Annotated in this window: 24 protein-coding genes and 1 tRNA gene; 8 read left to right on the top strand and 17 right to left on the bottom strand. The window is 64.6% G+C overall.

Going from position 1 to position 23,213, the window contains the following annotated elements; genetic code table 11:
- Nucleotides 1–112 precede the first annotated feature (112 nt).
- Both O9335_RS15490 and O9335_RS15485 read right to left on the bottom strand, forming a co-directional pair.
- Nucleotides 113–1,732 (bottom strand): class I SAM-dependent DNA methyltransferase, encoded by a 1,620-nt coding sequence (locus O9335_RS15490; RefSeq protein WP_298389727.1) that lies wholly within the window; start codon nucleotides 1,730–1,732, stop codon nucleotides 113–115.
- Nucleotides 1,733–1,881: 149 nt separating this feature from the next.
- Complete coding sequence (locus O9335_RS15485; RefSeq protein ID WP_298389725.1) at nucleotides 1,882–2,511, bottom strand: NUDIX domain-containing protein; 630 nt, start codon at nucleotides 2,509–2,511, stop codon at nucleotides 1,882–1,884.
- Nucleotides 2,512–2,639: 128 nt separating this feature from the next.
- On the opposite strand from O9335_RS15485, the gene O9335_RS15480 reads away from it, so the two are divergent.
- The 4 genes from O9335_RS15480 to rpoH all read left to right on the top strand — a co-directional run bounded on the left by O9335_RS15480 (nucleotide 2,640) and on the right by rpoH (nucleotide 5,282).
- Entirely contained in the window at nucleotides 2,640–3,134 is a 495-nt protein-coding gene (locus tag O9335_RS15480; RefSeq protein ID WP_298389723.1) for an HD domain-containing protein, read from the top strand.
- A gap of 31 nt (nucleotides 3,135–3,165) precedes the next feature.
- On the top strand, nucleotides 3,166–3,417 hold the full coding sequence (locus O9335_RS15475; protein WP_298389721.1) for a metallophosphoesterase: 252 nt from the start codon (nucleotides 3,166–3,168) through the stop codon (nucleotides 3,415–3,417).
- Between the two features lie 341 nt (nucleotides 3,418–3,758).
- Entirely contained in the window at nucleotides 3,759–4,256 is a 498-nt protein-coding gene (locus tag O9335_RS15470) for a chemotaxis protein CheW (protein ID WP_298389719.1), read from the top strand.
- A gap of 96 nt (nucleotides 4,257–4,352) precedes the next feature.
- Nucleotides 4,353–5,282, top strand: coding sequence for an RNA polymerase sigma factor RpoH (rpoH, locus tag O9335_RS15465; protein WP_298389717.1), 930 nt, complete (start codon nucleotides 4,353–4,355; stop codon nucleotides 5,280–5,282).
- 39 nt (nucleotides 5,283–5,321) lie between these two features.
- Here rpoH and O9335_RS15460 read toward each other — a convergent pair whose 3' ends face one another.
- Genes O9335_RS15460 through O9335_RS15440 form a run of 5 tightly spaced genes read right to left on the bottom strand, consistent with a single transcriptional unit; the run spans nucleotide 5,322 to nucleotide 9,347 of the window.
- Nucleotides 5,322–5,930 (bottom strand): SCO family protein, encoded by a 609-nt coding sequence (locus O9335_RS15460; protein ID WP_298389716.1) that lies wholly within the window; start codon nucleotides 5,928–5,930, stop codon nucleotides 5,322–5,324.
- A complete protein-coding gene (cyoE, locus tag O9335_RS15455; protein WP_298389714.1) occupies nucleotides 5,908–6,828 on the bottom strand; it encodes a heme o synthase in 921 nt (306 codons plus the stop codon). The genes O9335_RS15460 and cyoE overlap by 23 nt, the downstream gene beginning before the upstream one ends.
- Nucleotides 6,825–7,946 (bottom strand): heme A synthase, encoded by a 1,122-nt coding sequence (locus O9335_RS15450; protein ID WP_298389711.1) that lies wholly within the window; start codon nucleotides 7,944–7,946, stop codon nucleotides 6,825–6,827. The genes cyoE and O9335_RS15450 overlap by 4 nt, the downstream gene beginning before the upstream one ends.
- Nucleotides 7,943–8,596 carry a hypothetical protein gene (locus tag O9335_RS15445; protein ID WP_298389709.1) on the bottom strand — a complete coding sequence of 218 codons (654 nt, stop codon included), beginning with the start codon at nucleotides 8,594–8,596 and terminating at the stop codon, nucleotides 7,943–7,945. The genes O9335_RS15450 and O9335_RS15445 overlap by 4 nt, the downstream gene beginning before the upstream one ends.
- Nucleotides 8,597–8,603: 7 nt before the next feature.
- On the bottom strand, nucleotides 8,604–9,347 hold the full coding sequence (locus tag O9335_RS15440) for an SURF1 family protein (protein ID WP_298389707.1): 744 nt from the start codon (nucleotides 9,345–9,347) through the stop codon (nucleotides 8,604–8,606).
- Between the two features lie 11 nt (nucleotides 9,348–9,358).
- Between O9335_RS15440 and O9335_RS15435 the strand changes: the two genes are divergently transcribed.
- Nucleotides 9,359–9,571, top strand: coding sequence for a DUF2909 domain-containing protein (locus O9335_RS15435; protein ID WP_298389705.1), 213 nt, complete (start codon nucleotides 9,359–9,361; stop codon nucleotides 9,569–9,571).
- Nucleotides 9,572–9,640: 69 nt separating this feature from the next.
- On the opposite strand, the gene O9335_RS15430 is transcribed toward O9335_RS15435, so the two are convergent.
- The 7 genes from O9335_RS15430 to O9335_RS15400 all read right to left on the bottom strand — a co-directional run bounded on the left by O9335_RS15430 (nucleotide 9,641) and on the right by O9335_RS15400 (nucleotide 16,015).
- A complete protein-coding gene (locus O9335_RS15430; RefSeq protein ID WP_298389703.1) occupies nucleotides 9,641–10,531 on the bottom strand; it encodes a cytochrome c oxidase subunit 3 in 891 nt (296 codons plus the stop codon).
- Between the two features lie 37 nt (nucleotides 10,532–10,568).
- A complete protein-coding gene (locus tag O9335_RS15425) occupies nucleotides 10,569–10,787 on the bottom strand; it encodes a DUF2970 domain-containing protein (protein ID WP_298389701.1) in 219 nt (72 codons plus the stop codon).
- A gap of 20 nt (nucleotides 10,788–10,807) precedes the next feature.
- The gene (locus O9335_RS15420) at nucleotides 10,808–11,395 is read right to left on the bottom strand and encodes a cytochrome c oxidase assembly protein (RefSeq protein ID WP_298389699.1); all 588 of its coding nucleotides are present in this window, start codon (nucleotides 11,393–11,395) and stop codon (nucleotides 10,808–10,810) included.
- Nucleotides 11,396–11,399: 4 nt separating this feature from the next.
- Complete coding sequence (locus O9335_RS15415) at nucleotides 11,400–11,510, bottom strand: cytochrome oxidase small assembly protein (protein ID WP_298389697.1); 111 nt, start codon at nucleotides 11,508–11,510, stop codon at nucleotides 11,400–11,402.
- A 2-nt stretch (nucleotides 11,511–11,512) separates the two neighbouring features.
- Complete coding sequence (gene ctaD, locus O9335_RS15410; protein ID WP_298389695.1) at nucleotides 11,513–13,141, bottom strand: cytochrome c oxidase subunit I; 1,629 nt, start codon at nucleotides 13,139–13,141, stop codon at nucleotides 11,513–11,515.
- 18 nt (nucleotides 13,142–13,159) lie between these two features.
- Nucleotides 13,160–14,272 carry a cytochrome c oxidase subunit II gene (coxB, locus tag O9335_RS15405; RefSeq protein WP_298389742.1) on the bottom strand — a complete coding sequence of 371 codons (1,113 nt, stop codon included), beginning with the start codon at nucleotides 14,270–14,272 and terminating at the stop codon, nucleotides 13,160–13,162.
- A gap of 528 nt (nucleotides 14,273–14,800) precedes the next feature.
- A complete protein-coding gene (locus O9335_RS15400; RefSeq protein WP_298389693.1) occupies nucleotides 14,801–16,015 on the bottom strand; it encodes an SAM-dependent methyltransferase in 1,215 nt (404 codons plus the stop codon).
- A 32-nt stretch (nucleotides 16,016–16,047) separates the two neighbouring features.
- On the opposite strand from O9335_RS15400, the gene O9335_RS15395 reads away from it, so the two are divergent.
- Complete coding sequence (locus tag O9335_RS15395; RefSeq protein WP_298389690.1) at nucleotides 16,048–17,343, top strand: hypothetical protein; 1,296 nt, start codon at nucleotides 16,048–16,050, stop codon at nucleotides 17,341–17,343.
- A gap of 31 nt (nucleotides 17,344–17,374) precedes the next feature.
- Here O9335_RS15395 and argJ read toward each other — a convergent pair whose 3' ends face one another.
- Together argJ and secA are read right to left on the bottom strand one after the other, a co-directional pair.
- Complete coding sequence (gene argJ, locus O9335_RS15390; RefSeq protein WP_298389688.1) at nucleotides 17,375–18,604, bottom strand: bifunctional glutamate N-acetyltransferase/amino-acid acetyltransferase ArgJ; 1,230 nt, start codon at nucleotides 18,602–18,604, stop codon at nucleotides 17,375–17,377.
- A gap of 97 nt (nucleotides 18,605–18,701) precedes the next feature.
- Nucleotides 18,702–21,449, bottom strand: coding sequence for a preprotein translocase subunit SecA (secA, locus tag O9335_RS15385; protein ID WP_298389686.1), 2,748 nt, complete (start codon nucleotides 21,447–21,449; stop codon nucleotides 18,702–18,704).
- Nucleotides 21,450–21,619: 170 nt separating this feature from the next.
- Here secA and O9335_RS15380 point away from each other — a divergent pair, with 170 nt between their 5' ends.
- On the top strand, nucleotides 21,620–21,949 hold the full coding sequence (locus O9335_RS15380; protein WP_298389684.1) for a hypothetical protein: 330 nt from the start codon (nucleotides 21,620–21,622) through the stop codon (nucleotides 21,947–21,949).
- A 3-nt stretch (nucleotides 21,950–21,952) separates the two neighbouring features.
- On the opposite strand, the gene O9335_RS15375 is transcribed toward O9335_RS15380, so the two are convergent.
- Nucleotides 21,953–22,024 (bottom strand) — tRNA-OTHER (locus O9335_RS15375).
- Nucleotides 22,025–22,231: 207 nt separating this feature from the next.
- On the opposite strand from O9335_RS15375, the gene O9335_RS15370 reads away from it, so the two are divergent.
- The gene (locus O9335_RS15370; RefSeq protein ID WP_298389682.1) at nucleotides 22,232–23,194 is read left to right on the top strand and encodes a tyrosine-type recombinase/integrase; all 963 of its coding nucleotides are present in this window, start codon (nucleotides 22,232–22,234) and stop codon (nucleotides 23,192–23,194) included.
- Nucleotides 23,195–23,213: the final 19 nt, after the last annotated feature.

Here is a 23,213-nt window from a genome sequence, read left to right as displayed (position 1 = left end):
ACAGACACTCGATCGCAGGTGTCTGCAAATTGAACCCATCGCCAATCTGCTGGCAACGAGGGCAAATCTGGGCGATGCAGAGACGTTGCCGTTGGGGAGTTGACGTCCACAATCACCCCTCCAGAATCCCAGCCACATTCGCGGCGATGGCCTGCTCCAGGGTCCGCGCCTTGGCGTTGAGGGTCTCCAGTTCTTCGTTCAGCGCCTGCAACTGTTCCTTGAAGTCCTCGTCGCTCACCTCCTCGCCCGGGGCCACGCCCACGTAGCGGCCGGGGTTGAGCGACCAGCCCTGCGCCTCGATCTCCGCGATCGTTGCGGCCTTGCACAGACCGGGTATGTCGGCATAAGCGGGCTGCTGGCCGAAGACCTCCTTCAGCTTGGCCGCCGTTTCCTCGCCGCCTACGGTCAGATCGGGCGCTTCGCCGCGATAGAGCCGCGCCAGGTTGGCGATGAAACCGATCTGCGCGGGCGTCCAGTCGCGGTGGGCGCGGTCCACCTGCCGATAGATGTGGCGGGCGTCGATGAACAGCACCGTGTCGGCGCGCGGCGTCTTGGCCTTGCCCCGGTCCAGGAACCACAGCGTGCAGGGCAGCGTGACGGTGTAGAACATGTTGGGGCCAACGGCCACCATCACGTCCACGGCCCGCGCTTCGATCAGTTTCTGCCGCAGCTCCTGCTCGGAGGAGCGAGCATCCGACGCTGAGTTGGCCATGACAAAACCGGCGCGACCCTTGGCGTTGAGCGCCGAGTAGAAGAGCTGGATCCAGAGGTAGTTGGCGTTGTCGGTGCGCGGCAGGCCGAAGGGAAAGCGGCGGCCGGCGCCCACCATGTCCTTGAGCCGCTCCTTGTCCACCGCGTTCACGTTGAAGGGCGGATTGGCGAGCACGAAGTCGAACTGGCCGGTGGCGGCGTGCGGGTCGTCGTAGTAGCTGTTGACGTTGCCGCCGTGGCGGATATCGCCCTCCAGCCCGTGCACGGCCAGGTTCAGGCGCGCCAGGCGCCCGGTCTCGTCGGTCTTCTCGACGCCGCAGATGGAGAGCTCTGCCGCGGGGTTCTTGTGGTGCTCGGCCACGAAGCGGGCCGACTGCACGAACATGCCGCCCGATCCGCAGGCCGGGTCAAAGATGCGGCCGTGGAAGGGCTCGATCACCTGGGCGAGCAATTGCACGATGCTGGCCGGGGTGTAGAACTCGCCGCCACCCTGACCCTCGCTCATGGCGAACTCGCCGAGGAAGTACTCGTAGATGCGGCCGAAGGCGTCGAAATCGAGCGTGGCCGGAATCTCGGAGATCTTCTTCAGCAGCTCCTTGAGCAGGGTGCCGGTGAAGAGGTTGAAGGTCTTGGGCAGCACGCCGGCGAGCTGCGGGTTGTGCCGCTCCACCTCGCGCATGGCGGCGTTGACTTTGCCGCCAACGTCGGCCGCCTCGGGCAAGGTCAGCAGGTGGTCGAAGCGTGCCTCGGGGGCGAGGTAGAGCACGTTGTCGGCGTGGTACGCGGCGGGTTCATCCACGCGGCTGCCGCGGCGGGACGTGGCCCCGGCAGCTTCAAGCTTGGCGCGCTGGGCGGCAAAGCGCGCCTCGGCAAAGCGCAGAAAGATCAGGCCGAGGATGGGGCCGGAGTACTCCTGGGCCTTCAGGCCGGAGTTGGCGCGGAACTGGTCGGCCGCGTCCCACAGGCGCTTTTCCAGCGTGGCGGCGGCGGTGTTCTTCTCGGTCGGGGCGATCCAGTGCAAAAGGCACTCCCTGTTGTTGTTTGAGTGACAGCGATGCCCAGTTCATCTCTTTGGAAGGATATTGGGCACGTCAAGAGAATGTTACGCAGGCGAAGGGAGGGAGCAGCGCCGGGGCGCGATGGATCTCGCGAAAGCCGTGTGAGTGCAGATCAACCCAACGTTGGTGGATGCGGGAGGAATCGATACAGCTTTGCCGGTCGATGCGCCGCACCGACTCTCATTTCGCCATCCAGCGCCTCGATTTGCCCCATCGCCTCCATGCGCCGCCGGAAGGTCACCTTGTCCAGCTTCTTGCCCAAGACCGCCTCTGAGAAGGCCTGAAGTTCGGGCAAGGTAAAGGGCTCTGGAACCCACCCGGACGGGTATTCAAGCGCAGACACTTGATCTCGCGTTTGCGCCATGGCCTGCTGGATCAACGCAGCATGGTCGAAAGCCAGGTCATTGGCAGATAGCGCCTCGTCCACCGGCACCCACTCCAACGCCATCACGCGCTTGCCAGGTGTGACCGCCAACTCGGGCTGCACCAAGCTTCGGTAGACGACGCTCAAGGCCCAGGCGGCTCGGGGATCTCGATCTGCCCCCCCAACCGAACAAACCTGCGACAGGTTGGGCAATTCGCGCCCGAGGCGCTCCATGGCCACGCGCTGCGCCGCCGCCTCGAGCGAGGCATCTAAGTCGATTCTCAACACGCCACCTGGCAAACCCAGAAGTCCCGCATGGGGCTGCTCCTTTCGCCGACTCAGCAGGACCTGAAGCTGCCCATCGGCCACGCACAGCACCACCAGCTCGGTGCGCACAAAGGGCATGGGATGGCGCTTCGTCGGCGTGACCCGGGCGTTAGTTGCGGTCTGCATTTATGTATGGCACACTTAGTTTTGTTGAGCAACTAAGTGTATGGGAGATCGAAATGAGCCACAACCACGGAACGTCACCCGGGAGCTTGGAGCGAGCCATCGCGATTGCTGCCGCTGTTCATGCCGGACAGACCGACAAGGGCGGTGCGCCGTACATCCTCCACCCGCTGCGGGTGATGCAGCGACTCAGCCACCCGGTGGCACAGATCGCCGCCGTGTTGCACGACGTGGTGGAGGACGGAGAAGGATGGAGCTTTGATCGTCTCGCTGAAGAAGGCTTCAGCCCAGAGGTGATCGATGCGGTTCGAGCCGTCACCAAGCAGGCCGACGAAGAGGCCCCGCAAGGCGACAGCACCGATGAAAAGGCGCGGCTCTACCTTCAGTTCGTGCAGCGCGCGGCCCGTCACCCCATCGGCCGCCTCGTGAAGGCCGCCGACCTGGAAGACAACCTGGACGCATCGCGCCTGCCGCAGCCTCTGAGCGCCAAAGACGAAGCGCGTCTCGCGCGCTACCGCCAAGCACTCGACCTGCTTCGCGGCTTGGCCTGAGCTCGAGACACAACCAAGAAAAGGGAATGCAATGAACTACGACGTGATCGGCGACATCCACGGCAACGCCACGGCGCTGTATCGGCCGCTCGACGCCATGGGCTATTCGCGCCAAGGCGAAGTCTGGCGTGCGCCGGAGGGGCGCCAGGCCGTGTTCGTCGGCGACTTGATCGACCGCGGACCGCAGCAGCTAGAGGTCTTGCGTACGGTGCGCGACATGGTGGAGTCGGATCAGGCGCTGCTGGCCCCGACGAAACGCTGGTCGATGTGGTCGCAATGCTGAGGGCGTTTCTCCTGCCGGCCCTGCAAGCGACCAACCACGACCACTGGGCATGCACCAGTTGGAGTCCCATTGAGGGTGGATGGAGCAAAGGCGCATCGAACGCCCTTGTCGTCTGAAAGATGGTCACTCCCCGGCATAAAGCGACATCTTGGTCGCAACCATCCCTCGCAGAGCGCCTGACCAGCCTCCCCCAGAGCCGAGGCAAACCCGGCCAATCGACGAACTCCCGGCGTCCCGTCCACTTTCCCACGGCCCGTGGGCATGTACGGGTCCCTGCTAGGGGACGGGGGGCTTCGGGGCGGCACAATCGGCGGCACTTTCGCTGGCACCCTGCATCCAACATGAGCAACGAACTGGTCGTGTCTTCGCCATCGGCGGGTTTGAGTCAGAGCGGCACCGGATCGAGCAAACAGTTCCTGACCTTCCGCATCGGCGGGGAGGAATACGGCATCGACATCCTGAAGGTGCAAGAAATCCGCTCCTACGAGGCCCCCACCCGCATCGCTCACGCCCCCCATTTCGTCAAGGGGGTGGTCAACTTGCGAGGTGTGATCGTGCCCATCATGGACATGCGCCTCAAATTGGGCACCGACGCCCAGTACAACGACTTCACCGTCACCATCGTGCTGAACGTGGGCAACCGGGTCCTGGGCATGGTGGTCGATTCGGTGTCCGATGTGCTGGAACTCCATGACGAGCAGATCAAACCAGCGCCCGACATGGGTGCCGCCATCGACTCCCGCCACGTCACCGGGCTGGGAAAGGTGGGCGATCGCATCCTGATCCTGCTGGACATCCAAGGCATGGTGGCCAACCCCGACTTCGGCCTGATCGACTGAGTCGCGCACCGCGTCAAGCCCCATTAGCACTCGAGGTCAACGAGTGCTAATATGATTTCGTTCGGGGATGAACCTCCCGAAGAAAGGGCTTCAACGATGTCTGCTGCCAACTCGACTGCCTCCCCTGCCACCGCCCTGGCGGTTCGCGACCCGTGGTCGCTGATCCCGTCGTTGGGTCACTTGGACGCTTACATCAGCGCGGTCAACCGCCTGCCCATGTTGAGCGCCGACGAGGAAGCGCGTTACGCCCGGGCCCTGAAAGACCACGGGGATGTCGAGGCCGCCGGGCGATTGGTGATGTCGCACTTGCGCTTGGTGGTGTCCATCTCTCGCCAGTACCTGGGCTACGGCCTGCCGCAAGGAGACCTGATCCAGGAGGGGAACGTGGGCCTGATGAAGGCGGTTCGCCGCTTCGACCCAGACCAAGGCGTTCGCTTGGTGTCTTACGCCATGCACTGGATCAAAGCCGAGATCCACGAGTACATCGTCAAGAACTGGCGCATGGTGAAGGTGGCCACGACCAAGGCGCAGCGCAAGCTGTTCTTCAACCTGCGCAGCCTCAAGCACAGCCTCAAGCAGGAGGCAGACGACCCGCACCGTCACGCGCTGAGCGAAGCCGAGATCGCCCATGTCGCCCGCACCTTGGACGTCAAACCCGAGGAAGTGGTGGAGATGGAAATGCGCATGGCGGGTGGCGATGTGGCGCTTGAAGCCCCCGACCACGACGAAGACGACGCCCCGGTCGCGCCGATCGCCTACTTGGCCGATGATGGCCGTGAGCCCTCACAAGTGTTGGCAGCCCGAGCGCGTGACACCCTGGCCAGCGATGGCCTGCAAAGGGCGCTGGAAGCGCTGGACGAGCGGAGCCGACGCATCGTGCAGGCCCGCTGGCTGGAGGTGAACGACGACGCCAGTGGCGGCAAAACGTTGCACGAGTTGGCGGCCGAGTTCGGCGTGAGCGCAGAACGCATCCGCCAGATCGAAGCCGCCGCCATGAAGAAGATGCGCCAGGCCCTGGCGGCCTGACCGGAGTCAGCCGGTCAACTTGCTCCCGACGCAGCGCGCTCAGGCGCCGCGGAGCAACTGTCGGATGTCGGCAAGCAGGGGCTGCGGCCCCTGCCCGTAGCGCGCATACAGCCGCAAGCGGCCCTTCGGGTCAAAGACGAACGACGCCGCGGTGTGATCCAGGGTGTAGCCCTCGCCGCTGCGGTTGGGCACTTTGTTGTAGACCACCCGGAACGCCTTGGCGGTGGCCTGCAGTTGGTCGGCGTTGCCGCGCAGGGCGACGGCATCGGGCGAGAAGTTGCTGACGTAGGCCTTCAACAACGCGGGGGTGTCGCGATCCGGATCCACGGTGATGAACACCGGGACCACCCGAGCCCCATCGGGGCCAAGTTCCTGCTTGATCAAGGCCAACTCTTGCAGCGTGGTCGGGCAAACATCGGGGCACTGCGTGAACCCAAAGAACACAACCACCACCTTGCCGCGGAAATCGGCCAGGGTTCGCACGCGACCGTCTGCGTCAGGCAGCGCAAAGTCCTGCGCATAGCTCGCACCGGTGATGTCCAGGCTGGCGAACGATGGGGCCTGCGAAGGCTGGCAAGCACTCAGGGCACACAGAGCCCCCAAGGCCAACACGCTGCGGCGGCGGTCAATCGAAGCCCAATTGAACATAGTGATCCAAGAGAAGTGCGGCAAACAACAAGGCGAGGTACCAGATGGAAAACCAAAACGTGCGGCGCGCTAGCGCTTCGTCGTAGGCCCGCCAGAGCTTCCAACCCAACCAGCAAAACCGCAAGCCCAAGGCCAAGGCGGCCAGCAGGTACAGCAGCCCGCTCATGCCCACCAGGTAGGGGAGCAACGTGGCCGCCAACAAGATCCAGGTGTAGAGGAAGACCTGCAAGCGCGTGAATGCGTTGCCGTGGGTCACCGGCAGCATGGGCAAACCCGCCTTGGCGTAATCGTCGGCTCGGTACAAAGCCAAGGCCCAGAAGTGGGGCGGCGTCCACAAAAAGATGATCAGGCACAGCAGCCAAGGTTCCGGCCCCAAACTGCCTTGCACCGCCGCCCAGCCCAACACCGGGGGCATGGCGCCCGAAGCACCTCCGATGACGATGTTCTGCGGCGTGGTGGGCTTGAGCCACACGGTGTAGACGATGGCGTAGCCCACGAAGGTGGCCAAGGTGAGCCACAGCGTGAGCGCATTGACCCACACGAGGAGCACGAGGGCGCCGAGGCCGCACAACACCACCGAGAACACGAGCGCCTGCCGGCCGCTCAGTTCGCCCCGCGCCGTCGGCCGCCAACTGGTGCGCTTCATGCGGGCGTCGATCTGCCGCTCCACCAAGCAATTGAAGGCCGCCGCCGCAGCCGCAATCAGCCAAATGCCGACCGTGGCTGCCGCCATGGCGCCCCACTGAGCCGGGCTGGGCCAACCGGGCACCGCCAAGGCCATGCCGATCACGGCGCAGAAGACGATGAGTTGCACCACGCGCGGCTTGGTCAACGCGTAGAACTGGCGCCACCGGCTGGGCATTGAGGCGGTGGGCGGGTTGGTGACGGCCTCGCTCATGCTCGCGCCTCCTGGACCGCCCCTGCCGGTGCCGAAGACACCGCGCGCAGGCGGCAACCCAAAGTCGCCATCAGCACCACCCAGCCAGCGGCGCCGGCGCTGTGGGCCAAGGCAGCGGCCAAAGGCCAGCCCAACACCACGTTCGACACCCCCGAGACCACCTGCCATCCCAGCAGAGCCAACAGGCCCCCAGCCCACCGGCGAGCCCCCGCGGAGGCCAAGTGGGCAGCAAAGCCCAGCACGGCCAGCGTGAGCACCACCGCCCCGATGCGGTGCGCGACATGGATAGCCGTCAACGCCGGGAAGCTCAACAGGCCTCCGTCGCCATCGGTCCCCAAGGCCCGCCACAGCTCAAAGCCCTGGTTGAAGTCCATGCGGGGCCACCATTGACCCTGGCAAGTCGGGATGTCGCGGCACACGAGCACGGCGTAGTTGGTGCTGACCCAACCGCCAAGGGCCAACTGAAGCCACAGCAGCACCGCCACCAGCAGCCACCACCGACGCGCTGCCCCAGGCAATGGCAAGGGCCGAGGCCTGAGCACCTCCGCCTGGCGCACCAACAACACCAACAAGCCAAGACCCAACAGCAAGTGGGCCGTGACCACGGCCGGAAACAGCTTCATGGTCACGGTCCAGGCCCCAAATGCACCCTGAACCACCACCCAAGCCAAAGTGAGCCAAGCCCAGCCCGGATGCGGCAATTCAGGCGATCGCCAGCGCCAAGCCAACACCGCCAGCACCAAAATCAAGAAGCCCACCGCGCTGGCCCAATACCGATGCACCATTTCCACCCAGGCCTTGCCGTGGGTCACCGGCCCGGTCGGTCGCACCGCGACCTCTGCAGCGATTTCTTCACGGGCCCCGATGGGACTGGCGGAGCCGTAGCAGCCCGGCCAATCGGGACACCCCAAGCCAGAGTCGGACAGCCGAGTGAAGGCCCCGAACACCACCAAATCGAAGGTCAGAAACAAGGTGATCAAGGTCAGCGTTCTGAGACGCTGCCCACGGTCCAGGCGGGCGCTTCGCACCGCCCACCAACCGAGGGGCAAGACGCCCAGGCCCAGCCCGAGCAGCAGCAACTGCACCAGCGGCGACCAATCGACGTAGCCTGGCGTCATTGCGGACGCCCCGGCTGGTCCCAAGACACGCTGGCCTTGAGCAGTCGATCGAGATCCTTCTTGACTTTCATGGGGTCGGGTCGCGCGGGCGAGCGCCACATCCAACGCCCCATGGGGTCCACCAAGTACAGATGACCCGACAGCGGTTGACCCGTGTCGGCACGCAACCACCGGCCCAGCGCCTCCGAGGGGACTCGCAACACGGTGGTCGCCGGGCGGGCCGCCAGGGCCTCGCGCAGTGCCGGCTGCAGGGGCACGTCATCGGTCACGAGCCAGACCTTGTCGAGGCGGTCCCGCTCGCGCCCCAGCATCTCGCGCAACTGGCGTTGCATGTACAGATGGCTTTCGCACTCGGCCACGCACGAGCCCCCGTCAACGACGACGAGCAGCCACTGCTGACGCAGGCTGTCCACCGCAACCGGCTCGCCGGCGAGGTTGCGCAGCGGCAAGTCGGGCGGCATGGGGATCGAAGGCGAGATCAAGCTGCCGTAGGCCTGGCCCTTGGGCTTGATGACATAGAACGTGAAGTACGAGGCCAAAACCGGCAAGGCGCACAGCAGCACCACCACGACCATCATGAAGCGGCCGCGCCGCGTGCGCTCGGCGTCGCGCAAAGCGACCAAGGCGTCGTCGGTCGGCGAGGCATGCACCGTCAGGTCAAGCCCGTGCGCGCTGACGTCGTCGGGGGAGGATGAGTTGGAACCAGACATACAAACCCAGGGTCAAAGCCGACAGCGCAAACCATTGCGCCGCATAGCCGTGGTGTTTGGCCACCCCATCGTCGGGCGCCGGCCAATCGCAAGCCAGGGGCGCGCAATCCTCGGTCTGCCAAAGCACCCATGGCAGGGGCGGCTGACCCAGGACGGCAGCCGAGGCCGCGATGTCGAGATTTTGCTTGAGGGGCCCTGACGCTGCCGGACCCAGGTCATAGGCCCGAGAGGCCTGTTGCGCCAGGCGTCCGGTCACCCGGACCTGGCTGGCCACGGTGGGTGGCCAAGGGGGTGCCTCGTGCCGTCCCGCACCCTTGGCTTGCCAGCCACGCTGCACCCAAACCAGGGTGCCGTCAGGCAGTCGCAGCGGCGTCAACAGCACGAAACCACTGCGCTGGTGCATCGGTCGGTTGTCCAACCAGACCGATTGCTCGGGCAGCCAGTGGCCCGTCCATTGGGCGCGCCTTTGCTGCCAGTCGGCCTGCGGCGCTTTGCGCACGTCGTCCCAAGAAACCGGCGGCAAGGCAGCGGCGCGGACGCGTTCGGCCTGCAAGGCTTGTTTCTGCAGCGCGCGGTCCCATTGCCACCATCCCAGCCGAGCCGTCAGCACCGCCAAGGCCACCGCGGCCAGGGTCACCAGCCAGAAGCGCTTGGCCGTCGTTCGGGGGGATTCAGTTGGCGCGTGCTGCATACTCGGCCACCATGAATGGGTTGTTTCTTGTCGCCTTCATCGGCATCCTGGTCGCGCTGGCAGGCGCGGGTTACTTCATGCTCCAGCGACGCAAATCGCAACCCAATGCCATGGCACGCGCATTGGCCGTCCGGGTTGGGCTGTCGATCGCGCTGTTTCTTTTCATCTTGTTGGCCTGGAGTCAAGGCTGGATCGAGCCCCGCGGCGTGCCCGTGGGACGCTGAACACCGGTCGCCACCCAAACACAAGCGCCGCCCGTGGGCGGCGCTTGGCGTTTCAGGGACGAAGACCCGTCACATCCAGTAGACGACGACGTACAGGCCCAGCCACACCACGTCGACGAAGTGCCAGTACCAAGCCGCACCCTCGAATCCGAAATGGCGGTCCTTGGTGAAGTGGCCCTTGTGCAGCCGCAGCGTGATGAACAGCAGCATCAGCATGCCCACGAACACGTGGAATCCGTGGAAACCCGTCAGCATGAAAAAGGTGCTGCCGAAGATGCCACTGGACAGTTTGAGGTTCAGATCTCGGTAGGCGTGGGCGTACTCGTAGCCCTGCACCACGAGGAAGATGACGCCCAACAGCACCGTCATCCACATGAACTGGATCGTCTTGCTGCGGTTGCCTGCGATGAGCGCGTGGTGGGCAATGGTCAGCGTGACACCCGATGTGAGCAGCAAAGCGGTGTTAATCGTGGGCAGAGGCCAAGGACCGATGGTCTGAAACGCCTCGATGGTGCCTGCCGGAGACGCCGTCATGCCCGGATTGGTGCTGGGCCACAGGGCCTTGAAATCGGGCCACAAGATCGACGTGTGCTCCAGGTTGCCCAGCATGGGCACCGAGTGAACGCGGGCCCAATACAGCGCTCCGAAAAAGGCGGCGAAGAACATCACCTCCGAAAAGATGAACCAGCCCATGCTCCAGCGGAAGCTGATGTCGATGCGGTCGCTGTAAAGGCCGCCTTCGCTTTCACGGATGGCGTCGCCAAACCACTGCTTCAGCACGAACAACCAAAACACCAAGCCAAAGGCCAAGGAATACGCCCCCCAGCCGTGACCATTCACCCACTGGCCAGCGCCCAAAATCACGAAGAACAGGCCGAGTGCGGCCATCGCCGGGTGCCGCGAGGGCCCAGGGACGAAGTAGTACGGCGCTTGGCCGTTGGTGGGGGTCGCTCCTGCCATGAGGCTTCTCCTTGTTCTGAATTCCAGTCTCGGCTGCTCAGCGGGCCACGCCGCTGGCAATCACCCAATTCACCAGGACCACCAACGCCAGCACGAAAAGCACGGCGCCGATGATTCCAGCCAAGATCACATGCAAAGGGTTGAGCCGGGCCATGTCCCGCTCATGCTCCGCCCCCTTGCGCACACCAAAAAACGACCACGCCACCGCGCGCACGGTCTGACCGAACGAAAGCGGGCGGGCCACGGCCTCGCGCAAATCACGTGCAGGGTCGTGGCTCAAGCGCCCCCCTTGGCCGACACCGCAGGAGACGGGCCCCTAGCCAGCTTCTTGCCCGGCACCTCAAAAAAGGTGTACGAGAGCGTGATGGTCTTCACATCCTTGGGCAACTTGGGGTCCACCACGAAGACCACAGGCCACTCTTTCTCTTCCCCAGGCGCCAGGGTGTACTCGTTGAAGCAGAAGCACTCGAACTTGTGGAAGTGCGCCATGCTCTGCTTGGGGGCGTAGCTGGGGATGGCCTGAGCAGCCATCGTGCGGTCTTGGCGGTTGCGGAAGGTGTAGTTGACCGTCACCAACTCACCCGGGTGCACCTGCACGTAGTTCTTGGCGGGCTTGAAGTCCCACGGACCGCGAGCGTTGGCATCGAACTCCACGGTGATGAGGCGTGTGGTGTCGACCTGCGTGTTTTTCACCTGGTCGCGGCGCTCGGTTTCGCTGAGCACGTTGATCCCCAGCGCCTCGCAAATGGCGCGATACAGAGGCACGAGTGCGTACCCGAAACCAAACATCATGGCGCACACCAAGACCAACTTGCCCACCAAGTGCAGGTTGTCTCGGTGCAGCGCTCGGCGCCATTGGCTCACGCTCTCACCCGCCCAGAAATGCCATCTTCACCATGAAGCCCACCGCAAAGGCCAAAGCCACACTGGCCAAGATGAGACCCAACCGACGGTTGGCCTTGCGTTGGGATTCGTCCATGATCAAGCGACGATCTTGGTCGCCGTCGCATCCAGCTTCGGCGGGTTTTCAAAGGTATGGAACGGCGCCGGCGAAGGCACTTCCCACTCCAGACCCTCTGCCGCCTCCCAGGGGCGCTGCGGCGCCTTTTCACCCTTGCCGCGCATCATGGGCAGCACGATGAACAGGAAGAAGTACACCTGCATGAAGCCGAAACCAAATGCACCAATCGAGGCGATCAAATTGAAATCGGCAAACTGCAACGGGTAGTCGGCATAACGACGCGGCATGCCGGCCAACCCCAGGAAGTGCATCGGGAAGAAGGTGATGTTGAAGAACAGCAAAGACAGCCAGAAGTGGACCTTGCCACGGAACTCGCTGTACATCACCCCGCTCCACTTCGGGCCCCAGTAGTACACGCCGGCGAACAGCGCGAACAACGAGCCCGCCACGAGCACGTAGTGGAAGTGGGCCACCACGTAGTAGGTGTCCTGGATCTGGATGTCCACGGGCGCCACAGAGAGGATCAAGCCGGTGAAGCCGCCCATGGTGAACACGAAGATGAACCCGACGGCCCACAGCATGGGCACCTCGAAGGTCATCGAGCCGCGCCACATGGTGGCGATCCAATTGAAGATCTTCACGCCCGTGGGCACGGCGATCAACATGGTGGCATACATGAAGAACAGCTGTCCGGTCACCGGCATGCCCGTCGTGAACATGTGGTGGGCCCACACGATGAACGACAGGATGGCGATCGAGGCGGTGGCGTACACCATCGAGGCGTAACCGAACAGCTTCTTGCGGGCGAAAGCCGGGACGATCTGACTCACGATGCCGAAGGCCGGCAAGATCATGATGTAGACCTCGGGGTGACCGAAGAACCAGAAAATGTGCTGGTACATGACAGGGTCACCGCCACCTGCCGGGTTGAAGAAGGTCGTGCCGAAGTGACGGTCGGTCAGGGTCATCGTGATGGCACCCGCCAGCACAGGCATCACGGCGATCAGCAGATAGGCGGTGATCAACCAGGTCCAGCAGAACATGGGCATCTTCATCAAGGTCATGCCCGGAGCGCGCATGTTCAAGATGGTGACAATGATGTTGATCGAGCCCATGATGGACGAGGCACCCAGGATGTGCATGGCAAAAATGCCTGCGTCCATCGAAGGACCCATTTGCAGGGTCAGCGGCGCATAAAGCGTCCAGCCGGCGGCCGGGGCGCCCCCTGGCATGAAGAACGAGCCCGCAAGCATGATGGCCGCGGGGATCATCAGCCAGAAGCTGAAGTTGTTCATCCGCGCGAAGGCCATGTCACTGGCACCGATCTGCAGCGGGATCATCCAGTTCGCAAAACCCACGAAGGCCGGCATGATGGCGCCGAACACCATGATGAGGCCGTGCATGGTGGTGAACTGGTTGAACAGTTCAGGGTTCACGAACTGCAAGCCGGGCTTGGCCAGCTCGAGGCGGATGCCCAAGGCCAGCAAGCCGCCGATCATCAGCATGGCAAACGAGAACAACAAGTACATCGTGCCGATGTCCTTGTGGTTCGTGGCGAACACCCAGCGACGCCAGCCAGTCGGAGCATGGTGATCGTGATGGTGGTCGTGGCCGGCCGCGTGGCCGTGGGGGTCGAGTACAGCGCTCATCTTGTCGTCCTCGGCTGATTACTTGGCGCGAGCGGCCGCGAACTCGGCAGGCTGAATCACCTTGCCGGTCTGGTTGCTCCAGGAATTCTTGGTGTAGGTCATGACGGCCGCGAGTTCGGTGTCATTCAGCTGACGCCACGCAGGCATGGCACCGTTGCCGGCACCTTTGAGCAAGATCTCAATCTGCTTTTGAGGGTCGTTCAACACCAGGGCACTGCCATCAAGCGCCTTGATCGGACCGGCACCTTTACCGTCAGCCCGATGGCAGGCCGCGCAGTTGGCGTTGTAGACCTTCTCGCCGCGGGCCATCAGACCGGCCAAGTCCCAAACCTTGTTCGGATCGTCGGCCTTGGCGGCCATTTCCTTCTTCTTGGTGTCGACCCAAGCGGCATAGTCAGCGTGGCTCAAGACCTTTACGTGGATGGGCATGTAGGCGTGCTCTTTGCCGCACAACTCGGCGCATTGCCCGTAGTAATCGCCCTCCTTCTCGGCGCGGAACCAGGTGTCGCGCACGAAACCCGGAATGGCGTCTTGCTTCACCCCGAAGGCTGGCACCATCCAAGCGTGGATCACGTCGTTGGCGGTGGTGATGATCCGTACCTTCTTGCCCACCGGTACCACGAGGGGGTTGTCCACTTTGAGCAAGTAATTGTCGACCTGCTCCGGCTTACCGCTGTCGCTCATGGCGCGCTGCGCCGGATCCAACGTGGACAAGAAGGCGATGCCCTCGCCTTCGCCCTTCAGGTAGTCGTAGCCCCACTTCCACTGGTAACCCGTTGCCTTGATGGTCAGGTCGGCGTTGGTGGTGTCCTTCATGGCCACCACGACCTTGGTCGCCGGCAAGGCCATGGCGATGACGATCAGGAAGGGCACAACGGTCCAGGCGATCTCCACCGAAACCGACTCGTGGAAGTTCGCCGACTTGGCGCCGCGCGATTTGCGATGCTTGAAGATGGAATAGAACATCACGCCAAACACTGCCACGAAGATGGCCGTGCACAGCCACAACATCATGTTGTGCAAGCCCATCTGCCACTCGGCAATCTGGGTGACCGGCGGGTGCAGGTTCACCTGATTGACGGCCGGGCCACCCGGCAAATCGTTGACGGCCCAACTGGCTTGGGCTGCCATCAAAGCGCTGGCGGCCAAGCCGTGCCGGGCCCAAACGCCAAGGCGGTGCAGGGGGGATTGCGTGTGGTTCATGTCTGCGCGTGGTGTCCGTGAGCAGGGGGTCACTTGGGTGGTGCCCAACGTGAAACCGGCAGCCTGAGCTGGCGCCCACTCTGCCGGTTGATTTGATCGAGCGCGATTCTAGCCCCATGCCCCAGACCAACCGGGGCCTCGCCCCCTGGCATTTCCCAGTGAATCGGACGGTTTCATCGTCCAAAAAGCTGGCTGGACAAACCCGCCCTACTTCTGGTTTGAGCCACCCCACCAAGCCCGAAGATACCGCCCATGACCACGCGCAGCCTGCATCGCGGCTCGCGACCCGAGGCCATGGCGCTCGGGTTGCGTGCGGCTGCGCGCGCCGTCTGGCAAGCCGCGACAACGCCTTCTTGCCGGCACCCGCTCGGGTGGCGCCCCACGCATCAGCGTCCGGCCCGCACCCGATGGAGTTGCCGTCCCGAGGCTCCGGGGGGAATGTCTTCCCGGAGCGCCTCAGGACAACAGAAGCTGCTCCAGGGCCTGCTCCCGAATGCCCCAAAACGATTTGAGGGCCTGCGCTTGAGTCAGCGCGAGCTGCTGCCGTGCCGGCTGCGGCTGGCGCCGTCGGGTGGCCAGGATCATCTTGTTCTTTTGGGTGTGCTCGAGGCTGACAAACTCGAACACCTGAGTCTCGAAGCCCTGGGCCTCCATCAGCAGGGCGCGCAGACCGTCGGTGAGCATTTCGGCCTCCTGGCCCAGGTGCACACCGTGCTTGAACAAGGGCTGCAGCACGCCCGGTGGCTGCATTTGCCCTCGCAATTGCTTGTGGCAGCACGGGGCCGTGAGCACGATGGACGCACCGGCCCGCAACCCGTGGTGCAGCGCATGGTCGGTCGCCGTGTCGCAGGCGTGCAGCGCAATCATGACGTCCAGCGGCTGGACCGTTTGATGCCCCACATCGCCCTGGGCAAAGTCCAAACCGACGAGGCCCAAACGGCGCGCCAGCGCTTGGCACTCTGCCACCAAAGGCTGGCGCAACTCGACCCCCAAGACCTGCGGCTCGCGGCCCAGGGCGCGAAGGTGGGCATGGACGGCGAAGGTCAGGTAGCCCTTGCCGCAGCCAAAGTCGGCGACCCGAACCGGGTGGTCGAGGGGCACGTTGGCCTGCCGCAATGCGGCGTCGAAGATCTCCACGAAATGGTTGATTTGGCGCCACTTTCGCGCCATGGCAGGCACCGGCACCGCGCGTCCCTGAGGACCGTCGTGCATCAGGCCGAGCGCACGCCAAACGGGGTCCTCGGCATCCAACCACCGGACCTTGTCGCGGTTGTGGGCCCCGGGATCCGCCGCCGGCGCTTGGGCTCCGCCTGGGGTCACGTCGTGCCGCGTCAGACGCGCACCTTTCTTGCGGATGTCCAGTTGCCAGTGCACGGTGTCGGTCCAAAGCGCCGCGGCCCGGAACGCCGACCCCAAATGGCTCCGCACCATCTCACAGGCCTCGTCCGCACCCAGGTTTTGGGTGAGGTCGCGCGTCGCATGGCGCCAAACGCATTGCACCCGCGGCTGACCTTTGAGGATCACGGGCCTGAGCAACACACGCTGCAGGTCAGCGCCATCGCCGCCCCCAGGCGCGGTCATTTGTGCGCGCGACCAAGCCTGACGCCCGTGCAAGGCCTCGCGCAGATGAGCCTCAAACTGGATCAGGGCATCGGGTTCGCAGTGGGTCATGCGCGGGATTGTCGACCTACCATGTGCGCGCCATGTCCATGAGTCCCCTTTCGCCTCGAGACATCCAAGACGCCGTGGTGGCGTGGCACAACCGCCACCCGATCGCTCGACACATAGATGTCGACCGGGTGCACAGCATCGGCTGGGTCGCACTGCCCTTCCTTCGTCCTCCCCAGGGGGTCGAACCCAGCATGGATGCGCCCACAAGCGCCTCGGCCTCGGTCGGCACAGCGAGCCCGTCTGCATCGGCAGGCTGGCGGCGCTGGTGGCCATGGCCGCGCCGGGCTCCCAAGTTGGGCAGCCGCGCCGTGTTCAGCGAGACCTTCATCGATGGCGTGTCCGCGCGCAGTGCCGCGGCATTCGCGCTGCGGCACGGCGTCAGCCAGCCGCCCATGGACCACGACAACTGGCCGCAAAGGCGCATCGACGTGGACGCGACGCTGGCCGAGCACTCGGTCGGGGGATGGCCCTCGGAGTTCTGGTTGCTGAGCGCCGCCATCGACATCGGCGAGGCTCGATCTCGGGTGCTGGTCGCCCCAGACGGCGGCGCGGTGCTCGGCCCGCGGCAATGGCACCGCGGCCGGCTGGCGGCGGCGCTGGCCTGCGGCATGGCCCTGCTGGTGGCTGGGGCGGTGCTCGCCTGGCCCGACCACCCCGCCCCTTCGACCCGTCCATCGCCGCCCCCCCCATTGGCGGCGAGTGTCCCCATGGAGGCGAGTGGCCCCGCCTCAGCACCCGCCTCAGCACCCTCAACACCTTCGGCAGCCTCGGCGGCTGCCGACGCCAGCTCAACACCCGCCAGCGAACCAGCCGCTGCCGCCTCGGCCGAAGCGGACGACCGGCCGGCGTCGGCTCCGGACATCCGCCCCCAACTCGTCAAGCCCCTGCCTAACCGACGAGGCCCTCCACCGCGCCCCATGCTGGCCGACCGACCCGACGCCTCGGCGAGTGCGACCGACGGGGCGGGGCGTCGGGTCGCCCCGGATGTCACCGCCGAACCCGGAGCCGCTCAGGGGGCCGCTCAGGGGGCCGCTCAAGGGGCCGCAACGCCCGATCAAATCCGCCCAGGCGCCGCCTCCAGCGGGCCCTTGATCGCGCTGGTCAGCCCCAGCTTCCAAAGCCAGGCCGAGGCCGAGGCGATGCTGGTGCGGATGACCGAACACCTCAAGGTCACGATGGCATCACAAACGGGCCTGAAGGCCGAGGTGATGCAAACCCCCGAGGGCTGGCGGGCCGCGGTTTACCCCTTCGCCACGCGGGAGGAAGCCGCCATCTTGAACGCCACGATGGTGGCACGGGGCTGGCGCACGCGCTCCGTGACGTTCTGAGCCCCGTGGGCCGGCCATGGCGGCCGCGCGCTCAGGACCGGTAATCGGCATTGATGCGCACGTAGGCTTCGCTGAAATCGCAGGTCCAAACGGTCTCACTGACCGAACCGCGGTTCAGGTTCACTCGCACGAGCACATCGCTGCCCGCCATGACGCGGGCCGCGTCCGCCTCCACGTAGCTGGGCAGACGACCGCCCTGGCGCACGACGGGCACATCGCCCAAATCGAGATCGATCAAGGTCGGGTCGAGATCGGTCACGCCGGCATAGCCCACTGCCGCCAGGATGCGCCCCAGGTTGGGATCGCTGGCGAAGAAGGCCGTCTTGACCAAGGGCGAGTGCGCGATGGCGTAGGCCACCAAACGCGCCTCGCCAGCGTCGCGACCGCCGTCCACCTGCACGCTGATGAACTTGGTGGCGCCCTCGCCGTCTCGCACGATGGCCTGAGCCAATTCGACGGCCAAGCTGTCGAGCGCAGCGCGCAAAGCCACGGTGTCGGGGTCGTCCCAATCGTTGAGGGGCGCATGCCCGGCCTGTTGCGTGGCCACGAGCAAGAAGCTGTCGTTGGTGCTGGTGTCACCGTCGACCGTGATTCGATTGAACGAGGCATCCGCTGCCGCCTTCACGAGTCGCGCCATCAAACCAGCGCTCAGGCAGGCGTCGGTGGCCACGAAACCCAGCATGGTGGCCATGTTGGGCCGAATCATGCCGGCTCCTTTGGCGATGCCGGTGAGGGTCACGGTTCGACCTTGGACTTGCACCTGCCGCGAGGCGGCCTTGGGCAAGGTGTCCGTGGTCATGATGGCCTCAGCGGCCTCGGCCCAGGCATCGGCGCGGGCGGTGGACACGGCAGCCTCCAGCCCCGCTTCGATGCGTTCGACGGGCAAGGTTTCCATGATCACGCCCGTGGAAAAGGGCAAGACCTGGTGGGGCGACAGCGACAAACGCGCCGCCAGGCTTTGACAGCTGCGACGCGCGCGGTCCAAGCCATCGTGCCCGGTGCCTGCGTTGGCGTTGCCGGTGTTGATGAGCAAGGCCCGGATGTCATCGCCCTGGGCCAAATGCTCGCGACACAGTTGAACCGGCGCGGCGCAGAAACGGTTCAAGGTGAACACGCCGGCCACGCGCGTCCCGGGGTCGAGCAACCACACCGACAAGTCACGGCGGTGGGCCTTGCGGATGCCCGCCATCGTGGTGCCGATGCGCAGGCCGGGCACGGGCAGGAGTGAGGCGGGATCGGGGCGTTGGAGTTGGACAGGCATGGCAAGAATGGAAAAACCGGACGGGCCGACCTAGAAAAAAGCCGGGCAAGGCCCGGCAGATTTTAGGAAGCCTGCGTTGAACAACGCCGAGCGCTGCTCAGCTCAGCTTGCCATGACAGAACTTGAACTTCTTGCCACTTCCGCAAGGGCAGGGGTCGTTGCGGCCCACGCCAGCGTACCGATCGGCCTGACCCGGACCCTCGGCAGGCTCCTGTGACACCGAACCATCCTCGTTGGGGTGGGTGTACGTCACGTTGCGCACCTGCTCGGCCTGAGCGGCCGCAGCCTCCGCGGCGCGTTGGGCTTCGTCTTGCGTCTGGATGCGCACGTTCATCAGCACACGGGTCACTTCGAGCTTCACCGCGTCCAACAGCTGGGAGAACAGCTCAAAGGCCTCGCGCTTGTACTCCTGCTTCGGGTTCTTCTGCGCATAGCCGCGAAGGTGGATGCCCTGACGCAGGTAGTCCAACGCAGCCAAATGCTCGCGCCAGCGCTGGTCGATGCTCTGCAGCAGGACCATGCGCATGAACGGCATGAACTGTGGCTCTCCGATGAGTGCGACTTTGGCATCGAAGGCTCCGTTGGCCGCCTGGAGCACTTGCTGCAGCACGTCCTCGTCGGTGTAGGCCTCGGCCTTCGTGGCGGCGTCGACCACTGGCACATCCAGGGACCACTCTTCCTTGAGCTGGCGCTGCAGCCCCGGGAGGTCCCACTGTTCCTCCACGCTCTCGAAGGGCGCATGGGCACGAACCACGTCGGTCATGGTGCCCTCACGCAGCGCACGGATCTGCGGCAGCAGGTCAGCGGCCTCGAGGATGGCATTGCGCTGCTGGTAGATGACCTTGCGCTGGTCGTTGGCCACGTCGTCGTACTCGAGCAGCTGCTTGCGAATGTCGAAGTTGCGAGCCTCGACCTTGCGCTGAGCCCCTTCGATCGAGCGACTGACGATGCCCGCCTCGATGGCCTCTCCATCGGGCATCTTGAGCCGCTCCATGATGGACTTCACGCGCTCGCCCGCGAAGATGCGCATCAGCGAGTCGTCCAAGCTCAGGTAGAACCGGCTGGAGCCGGGGTCGCCCTGTCGGCCCGAGCGACCGCGCAGCTGGTTGTCAATGCGGCGGCTCTCATGGCGTTCGGTCGCGATCACACGCAAACCTCCGGCCGCCTTGACCTGCTCGTGCAGGCCTTGCCACTCGTCGTGCAGTTGCCGAATGCGGCGGGCCTTGTCGTCGGCCGGCACGCCCTCGTCGGCCTCCAGCAATTGCACCTGTTTCTCGACGTTGCCGCCCAGCACGATGTCGGTGCCCCGCCCGGCCATGTTGGTGGCGATGGTGATCACCCCTGGACGACCGGCTTGGGCAATGATCTCGGCCTCCTTCGCGTGCTGCTTGGCGTTGAGCACGTTGTGGGGCAACTTGGCCTTCGTGAGCATGGAGGACACCAGCTCGGAGTTCTCGATCGACGTGGTGCCCACCAGCACCGGCTGACCGGCCTCGTGGCAGCGGCGAACGTCCGCCACGAGGGCTTCGTACTTCTCTCGCGCGGTCTTGTAGACGAGGTCGAGTTCGTCCTTGCGGATGGTCGGCCGGTTGGGCGGAATCACCACGGTCTCCAGGCCGTAGATTTCCTGGAACTCGTAAGCCTCCGTATCGGCCGTGCCGGTCATGCCGCCCAGCTTCGCGTACATCCGAAAGTAGTTCTGGAAGGTGATCGAGGCCAGGGTCTGGTTCTCGGCCTGGATCTGCACGCCTTCTTTGGCCTCGACGGCCTGGTGCAAGCCATCGCTCCAGCGGCGGCCGGTCATCAAGCGGCCGGTGAACTCGTCGACGATGACGACTTCGCCGTTTTGCACCACGTAGTGCGTGTCCTTCTGGAACACGTGGTGCGCGCGCAGGGCGGCATACAGATGGTGCACCAGCGAGATGTAGCCTGGGTCGTACAGACTGGCCCCCTCGGGCAACAGCCCCTCCTGGGTCAGCATCTCCTCGGCCTTTTCATGGCCGGCTTCCGTCAAAAAGATTTGGTGCGACTTCTCGTCCACCGTGAAGTCGCCCGGTTCGATGACGCCCTCGCCCGTGCGGGGATCGGCCTCGCCAATCTGCTTCTTGAGTCGGGGGGCCACCGCGTTGATGTGGCGGTACATCTCTGTGTGGTCGTCCGCCTGGCCCGAGATGATGAGCGGCGTGCGGGCTTCGTCGATGAGGATGGAGTCCACCTCGTCAACGATGGCGAAATTCAGCGGTCGCTGCACTCGGTCCTCGAGCGACTGGACCATGTTGTCGCGCAGGTAGTCGAAGCCGTACTCGTTGTTGGTGCCGTACGTGATGTCGGCGTTGTAGGCGGCCTGCTTGTCCTCCCGGGGCACATGCGATTGGTTGATGCCCACCGTCATGCCAAGGAAGCTGTACAGCTTGCCCATCCATTCAGCGTCTCGACGCGCCAGATAGTCGTTCACCGTCACCACATGAACGCCCTTGCCGGACAAGGCATTCAGGTAGACGGGCAGCGTCGCCATCAGCGTCTTGCCTTCGCCGGTGCGCATTTCGGCGATCTTGCCGCTGTGCAGCACCATCCCGCCGATGAGCTGCACGTCAAAGTGCCTCATCTTCAACACCCGCTTGCTCGCCTCTCGCACGACCGCGAATGCATCCACCAAGATGTCATCCAAGGTTTCGCCCTGGGCCAATCGACCTTTGAGCACTTCGGTCTGGCCGCGCAAAGCCGCATCGTCCATGGCTTCGTACTGAGGCTCCAAGGCGTTGATGCGTTGGACCGTCTTGCGCAACTGGCGCACCAAGCGCTCGTTGCGGCTGCCAAAAAGGCGGGTCAGAAGCTGGGGCAACATGGTTTCGAGAAGGGAAAAGTGCGTCAACCGACCTGCCCGTGCAGGCCAAGACGGGTGCATGTGGGGCAAGCCAGCCGACCTTTCAAGGCCGACCGCGATGCAATCGGGCGTGCGCCGCAGAGGGCCTGGGGCAAAGCCGCGGAGTCTATCAGCCGGCCTACACTGCCCCAATGGCCAGCACCCGTTACCTGACCCGTCGCAGCGCTCCGGTCGTGCCACCCGCCATGCCGGTGGCCCAGGCGTTGTCGGCACATCCCGGCTTGGCCCAACTCACCGCGCTGGCGCGCGCTGCCCAAGAGCGGTTGATCGCCGTGAAGCGGCTGACCCCGGCGCACTTGCATGGGGCACTGGTGGCCGGTGCCGTGGACGCGGAAGGATGGACTTTGTTGGTGACGCATGCCGCTGCGGCGGCCAAGTTGCGGCAACTGCACCCGCAACTGCAAGCCATGCTGCAAGCACGGTTCGGCCCTGGGATCCTTCGCCTCAAACGTATGGTTTGACGATGGTGCCGGCTGTCAGAATCGAACTGACGACCTTCCGCTTACAAGGCGAGCCGCATAGCGTTTTCAGCCAGCCCACGAAGCCCCGCAAGCCATTGTTTTGATTGACGTTGTTTCCCGTTTCGTCCTTGACCTTCCGTCCGTATCCGCCTATTCTGGTACACGAAACGGTACACGGCGTGGTACACGGACTGGAGCGACAAGATGGCACGGGCAGTAACTTGGACAGACCCCAAGCTGAAGGCACTCAAGCTGCCCGAAGACAAGGCCGAACTTCGGGTCATGGTGGACGCGGGCCTGTACCTGCATCTGCGCGCCAAAGCGAACGGCGAGACTGCCAAGCATTGGCTCTACCGGGCCCAAGTTGCCGGGTCTAGGCGCTGGCTGTCGCTTGGGTCTCTGGACGCCATCGGTTTGGCCCAGGCCAAGGCTGAAGTTTTGCGCCACAAGGAAACGCACGAAGCCGCCAAGAAGGGCGAGGCGGATCACCCCGTGCTGGAGGCACGCTTCAGCCGCAAGGCCAAGCGAGAGCAAGCCACCGTAGACCAAGTGTTCGCCGAGTGGATCGCCGACAAGCGACTCGGAAGCAAGCGCAAGGGCGGCGCCCCCGTTCGTGAGCGAACCATTGCCCTACTCCAAGAGAACTACACAGCCGACATTCAGGCCCGCATCGGCGAGGCCAAGATTGCCAAGCTGACGCCCGAGGCCCTTCAAGCTTGTATCGACGCCCCGCGCAAGCGGGGAGCCCCAGGCGCCGCCGCCCATGTGTACCGCACCTTGCGCGGCTTGGTCACATTCGCGATTAACCGCCGCCATATTGATGGCGCCGACCCGATGCGCGGCATAGAGAACCCGCGCCCCTACCGCCCTGCCCCGGTGAATGCCGCCAACGACTCCGAGTTAGTTGCCCTGCTGACTGAGCTTGAGCGCTCGAAGCTGTGGCCTGCAACGCGACTGGCGATTGAGTTTCAACTCTTGACCGGCGCCCGCCCGGGCGAGGTTCGCGAAGCCAAGTGGGGCGAGTTCAATCTGAACCGCAGTGTTTGGACGCTCCCCGCCACGGATGGCCGCAAGTCGGCGCGTGAGTTCCGGGTTCACCTGTCCCCCCAGGCCCTCAAAGTGCTGGAGCACGCACAGCAACTTGAAAGCCCGAACGGGTATGTAGTCGGACCTGAAGAACCTCCGCCAAGCCCTCTTTTTCATAGGAGGGGGATCGCCCTGACAGGGGCAATTCCGATGGCCTGAACTCCCGGATTGCCTTCCA

Origin of the sequence: Inhella sp. (genome assembly GCF_027532025.1) — a bacterium.
Taxonomy (GTDB): domain Bacteria; phylum Pseudomonadota; class Gammaproteobacteria; order Burkholderiales; family Burkholderiaceae_C; genus Inhella.
This window is presented reverse-complemented; position numbering and strand designations above follow the sequence as displayed.

What these genes read in the sequence shown, in the direction of transcription:
- O9335_RS15480 (WP_298389723.1), top strand. Translation starts at nt 2,640, where the DNA reads ATGAGCCACAACCACGGAACGTCACCCGGGAGCTTGGAGCGAGCCATC.
- O9335_RS15475 (WP_298389721.1), top strand. Translation starts at nt 3,166, where the DNA reads ATGAACTACGACGTGATCGGCGACATCCACGGCAACGCCACGGCGCTG.
- cyoE (WP_298389714.1), bottom strand. Translation starts at nt 6,828, where the DNA reads ATGAGCGAGGCCGTCACCAACCCGCCCACCGCCTCAATGCCCAGCCGG.
- O9335_RS15415 (WP_298389697.1), bottom strand. Translation starts at nt 11,510, where the DNA reads ATGGACGAATCCCAACGCAAGGCCAACCGTCGGTTGGGTCTCATCTTG.
- O9335_RS15430 (WP_298389703.1), bottom strand. Translation starts at nt 10,531, where the DNA reads ATGGCAGGAGCGACCCCCACCAACGGCCAAGCGCCGTACTACTTCGTC.
- O9335_RS15440 (WP_298389707.1), bottom strand. Translation starts at nt 9,347, where the DNA reads ATGCAGCACGCGCCAACTGAATCCCCCCGAACGACGGCCAAGCGCTTC.
- coxB (WP_298389742.1), bottom strand. Translation starts at nt 14,272, where the DNA reads ATGGCAGCCCAAGCCAGTTGGGCCGTCAACGATTTGCCGGGTGGCCCG.
- O9335_RS15470 (WP_298389719.1), top strand. Translation starts at nt 3,759, where the DNA reads ATGAGCAACGAACTGGTCGTGTCTTCGCCATCGGCGGGTTTGAGTCAG.
- O9335_RS15460 (WP_298389716.1), bottom strand. Translation starts at nt 5,930, where the DNA reads ATGTTCAATTGGGCTTCGATTGACCGCCGCCGCAGCGTGTTGGCCTTG.
- O9335_RS15400 (WP_298389693.1), bottom strand. Translation starts at nt 16,015, where the DNA reads ATGACCCACTGCGAACCCGATGCCCTGATCCAGTTTGAGGCTCATCTG.
- rpoH (WP_298389717.1), top strand. Translation starts at nt 4,353, where the DNA reads ATGTCTGCTGCCAACTCGACTGCCTCCCCTGCCACCGCCCTGGCGGTT.
- secA (WP_298389686.1), bottom strand. Translation starts at nt 21,449, where the DNA reads ATGTTGCCCCAGCTTCTGACCCGCCTTTTTGGCAGCCGCAACGAGCGC.
- O9335_RS15380 (WP_298389684.1), top strand. Translation starts at nt 21,620, where the DNA reads ATGGCCAGCACCCGTTACCTGACCCGTCGCAGCGCTCCGGTCGTGCCA.
- O9335_RS15450 (WP_298389711.1), bottom strand. Translation starts at nt 7,946, where the DNA reads ATGACGCCAGGCTACGTCGATTGGTCGCCGCTGGTGCAGTTGCTGCTG.
- O9335_RS15435 (WP_298389705.1), top strand. Translation starts at nt 9,359, where the DNA reads ATGAATGGGTTGTTTCTTGTCGCCTTCATCGGCATCCTGGTCGCGCTG.
- O9335_RS15370 (WP_298389682.1), top strand. Translation starts at nt 22,232, where the DNA reads ATGGTGGACGCGGGCCTGTACCTGCATCTGCGCGCCAAAGCGAACGGC.
- O9335_RS15395 (WP_298389690.1), top strand. Translation starts at nt 16,048, where the DNA reads ATGTCCATGAGTCCCCTTTCGCCTCGAGACATCCAAGACGCCGTGGTG.
- ctaD (WP_298389695.1), bottom strand. Translation starts at nt 13,141, where the DNA reads ATGAGCGCTGTACTCGACCCCCACGGCCACGCGGCCGGCCACGACCAC.
- argJ (WP_298389688.1), bottom strand. Translation starts at nt 18,604, where the DNA reads ATGCCTGTCCAACTCCAACGCCCCGATCCCGCCTCACTCCTGCCCGTG.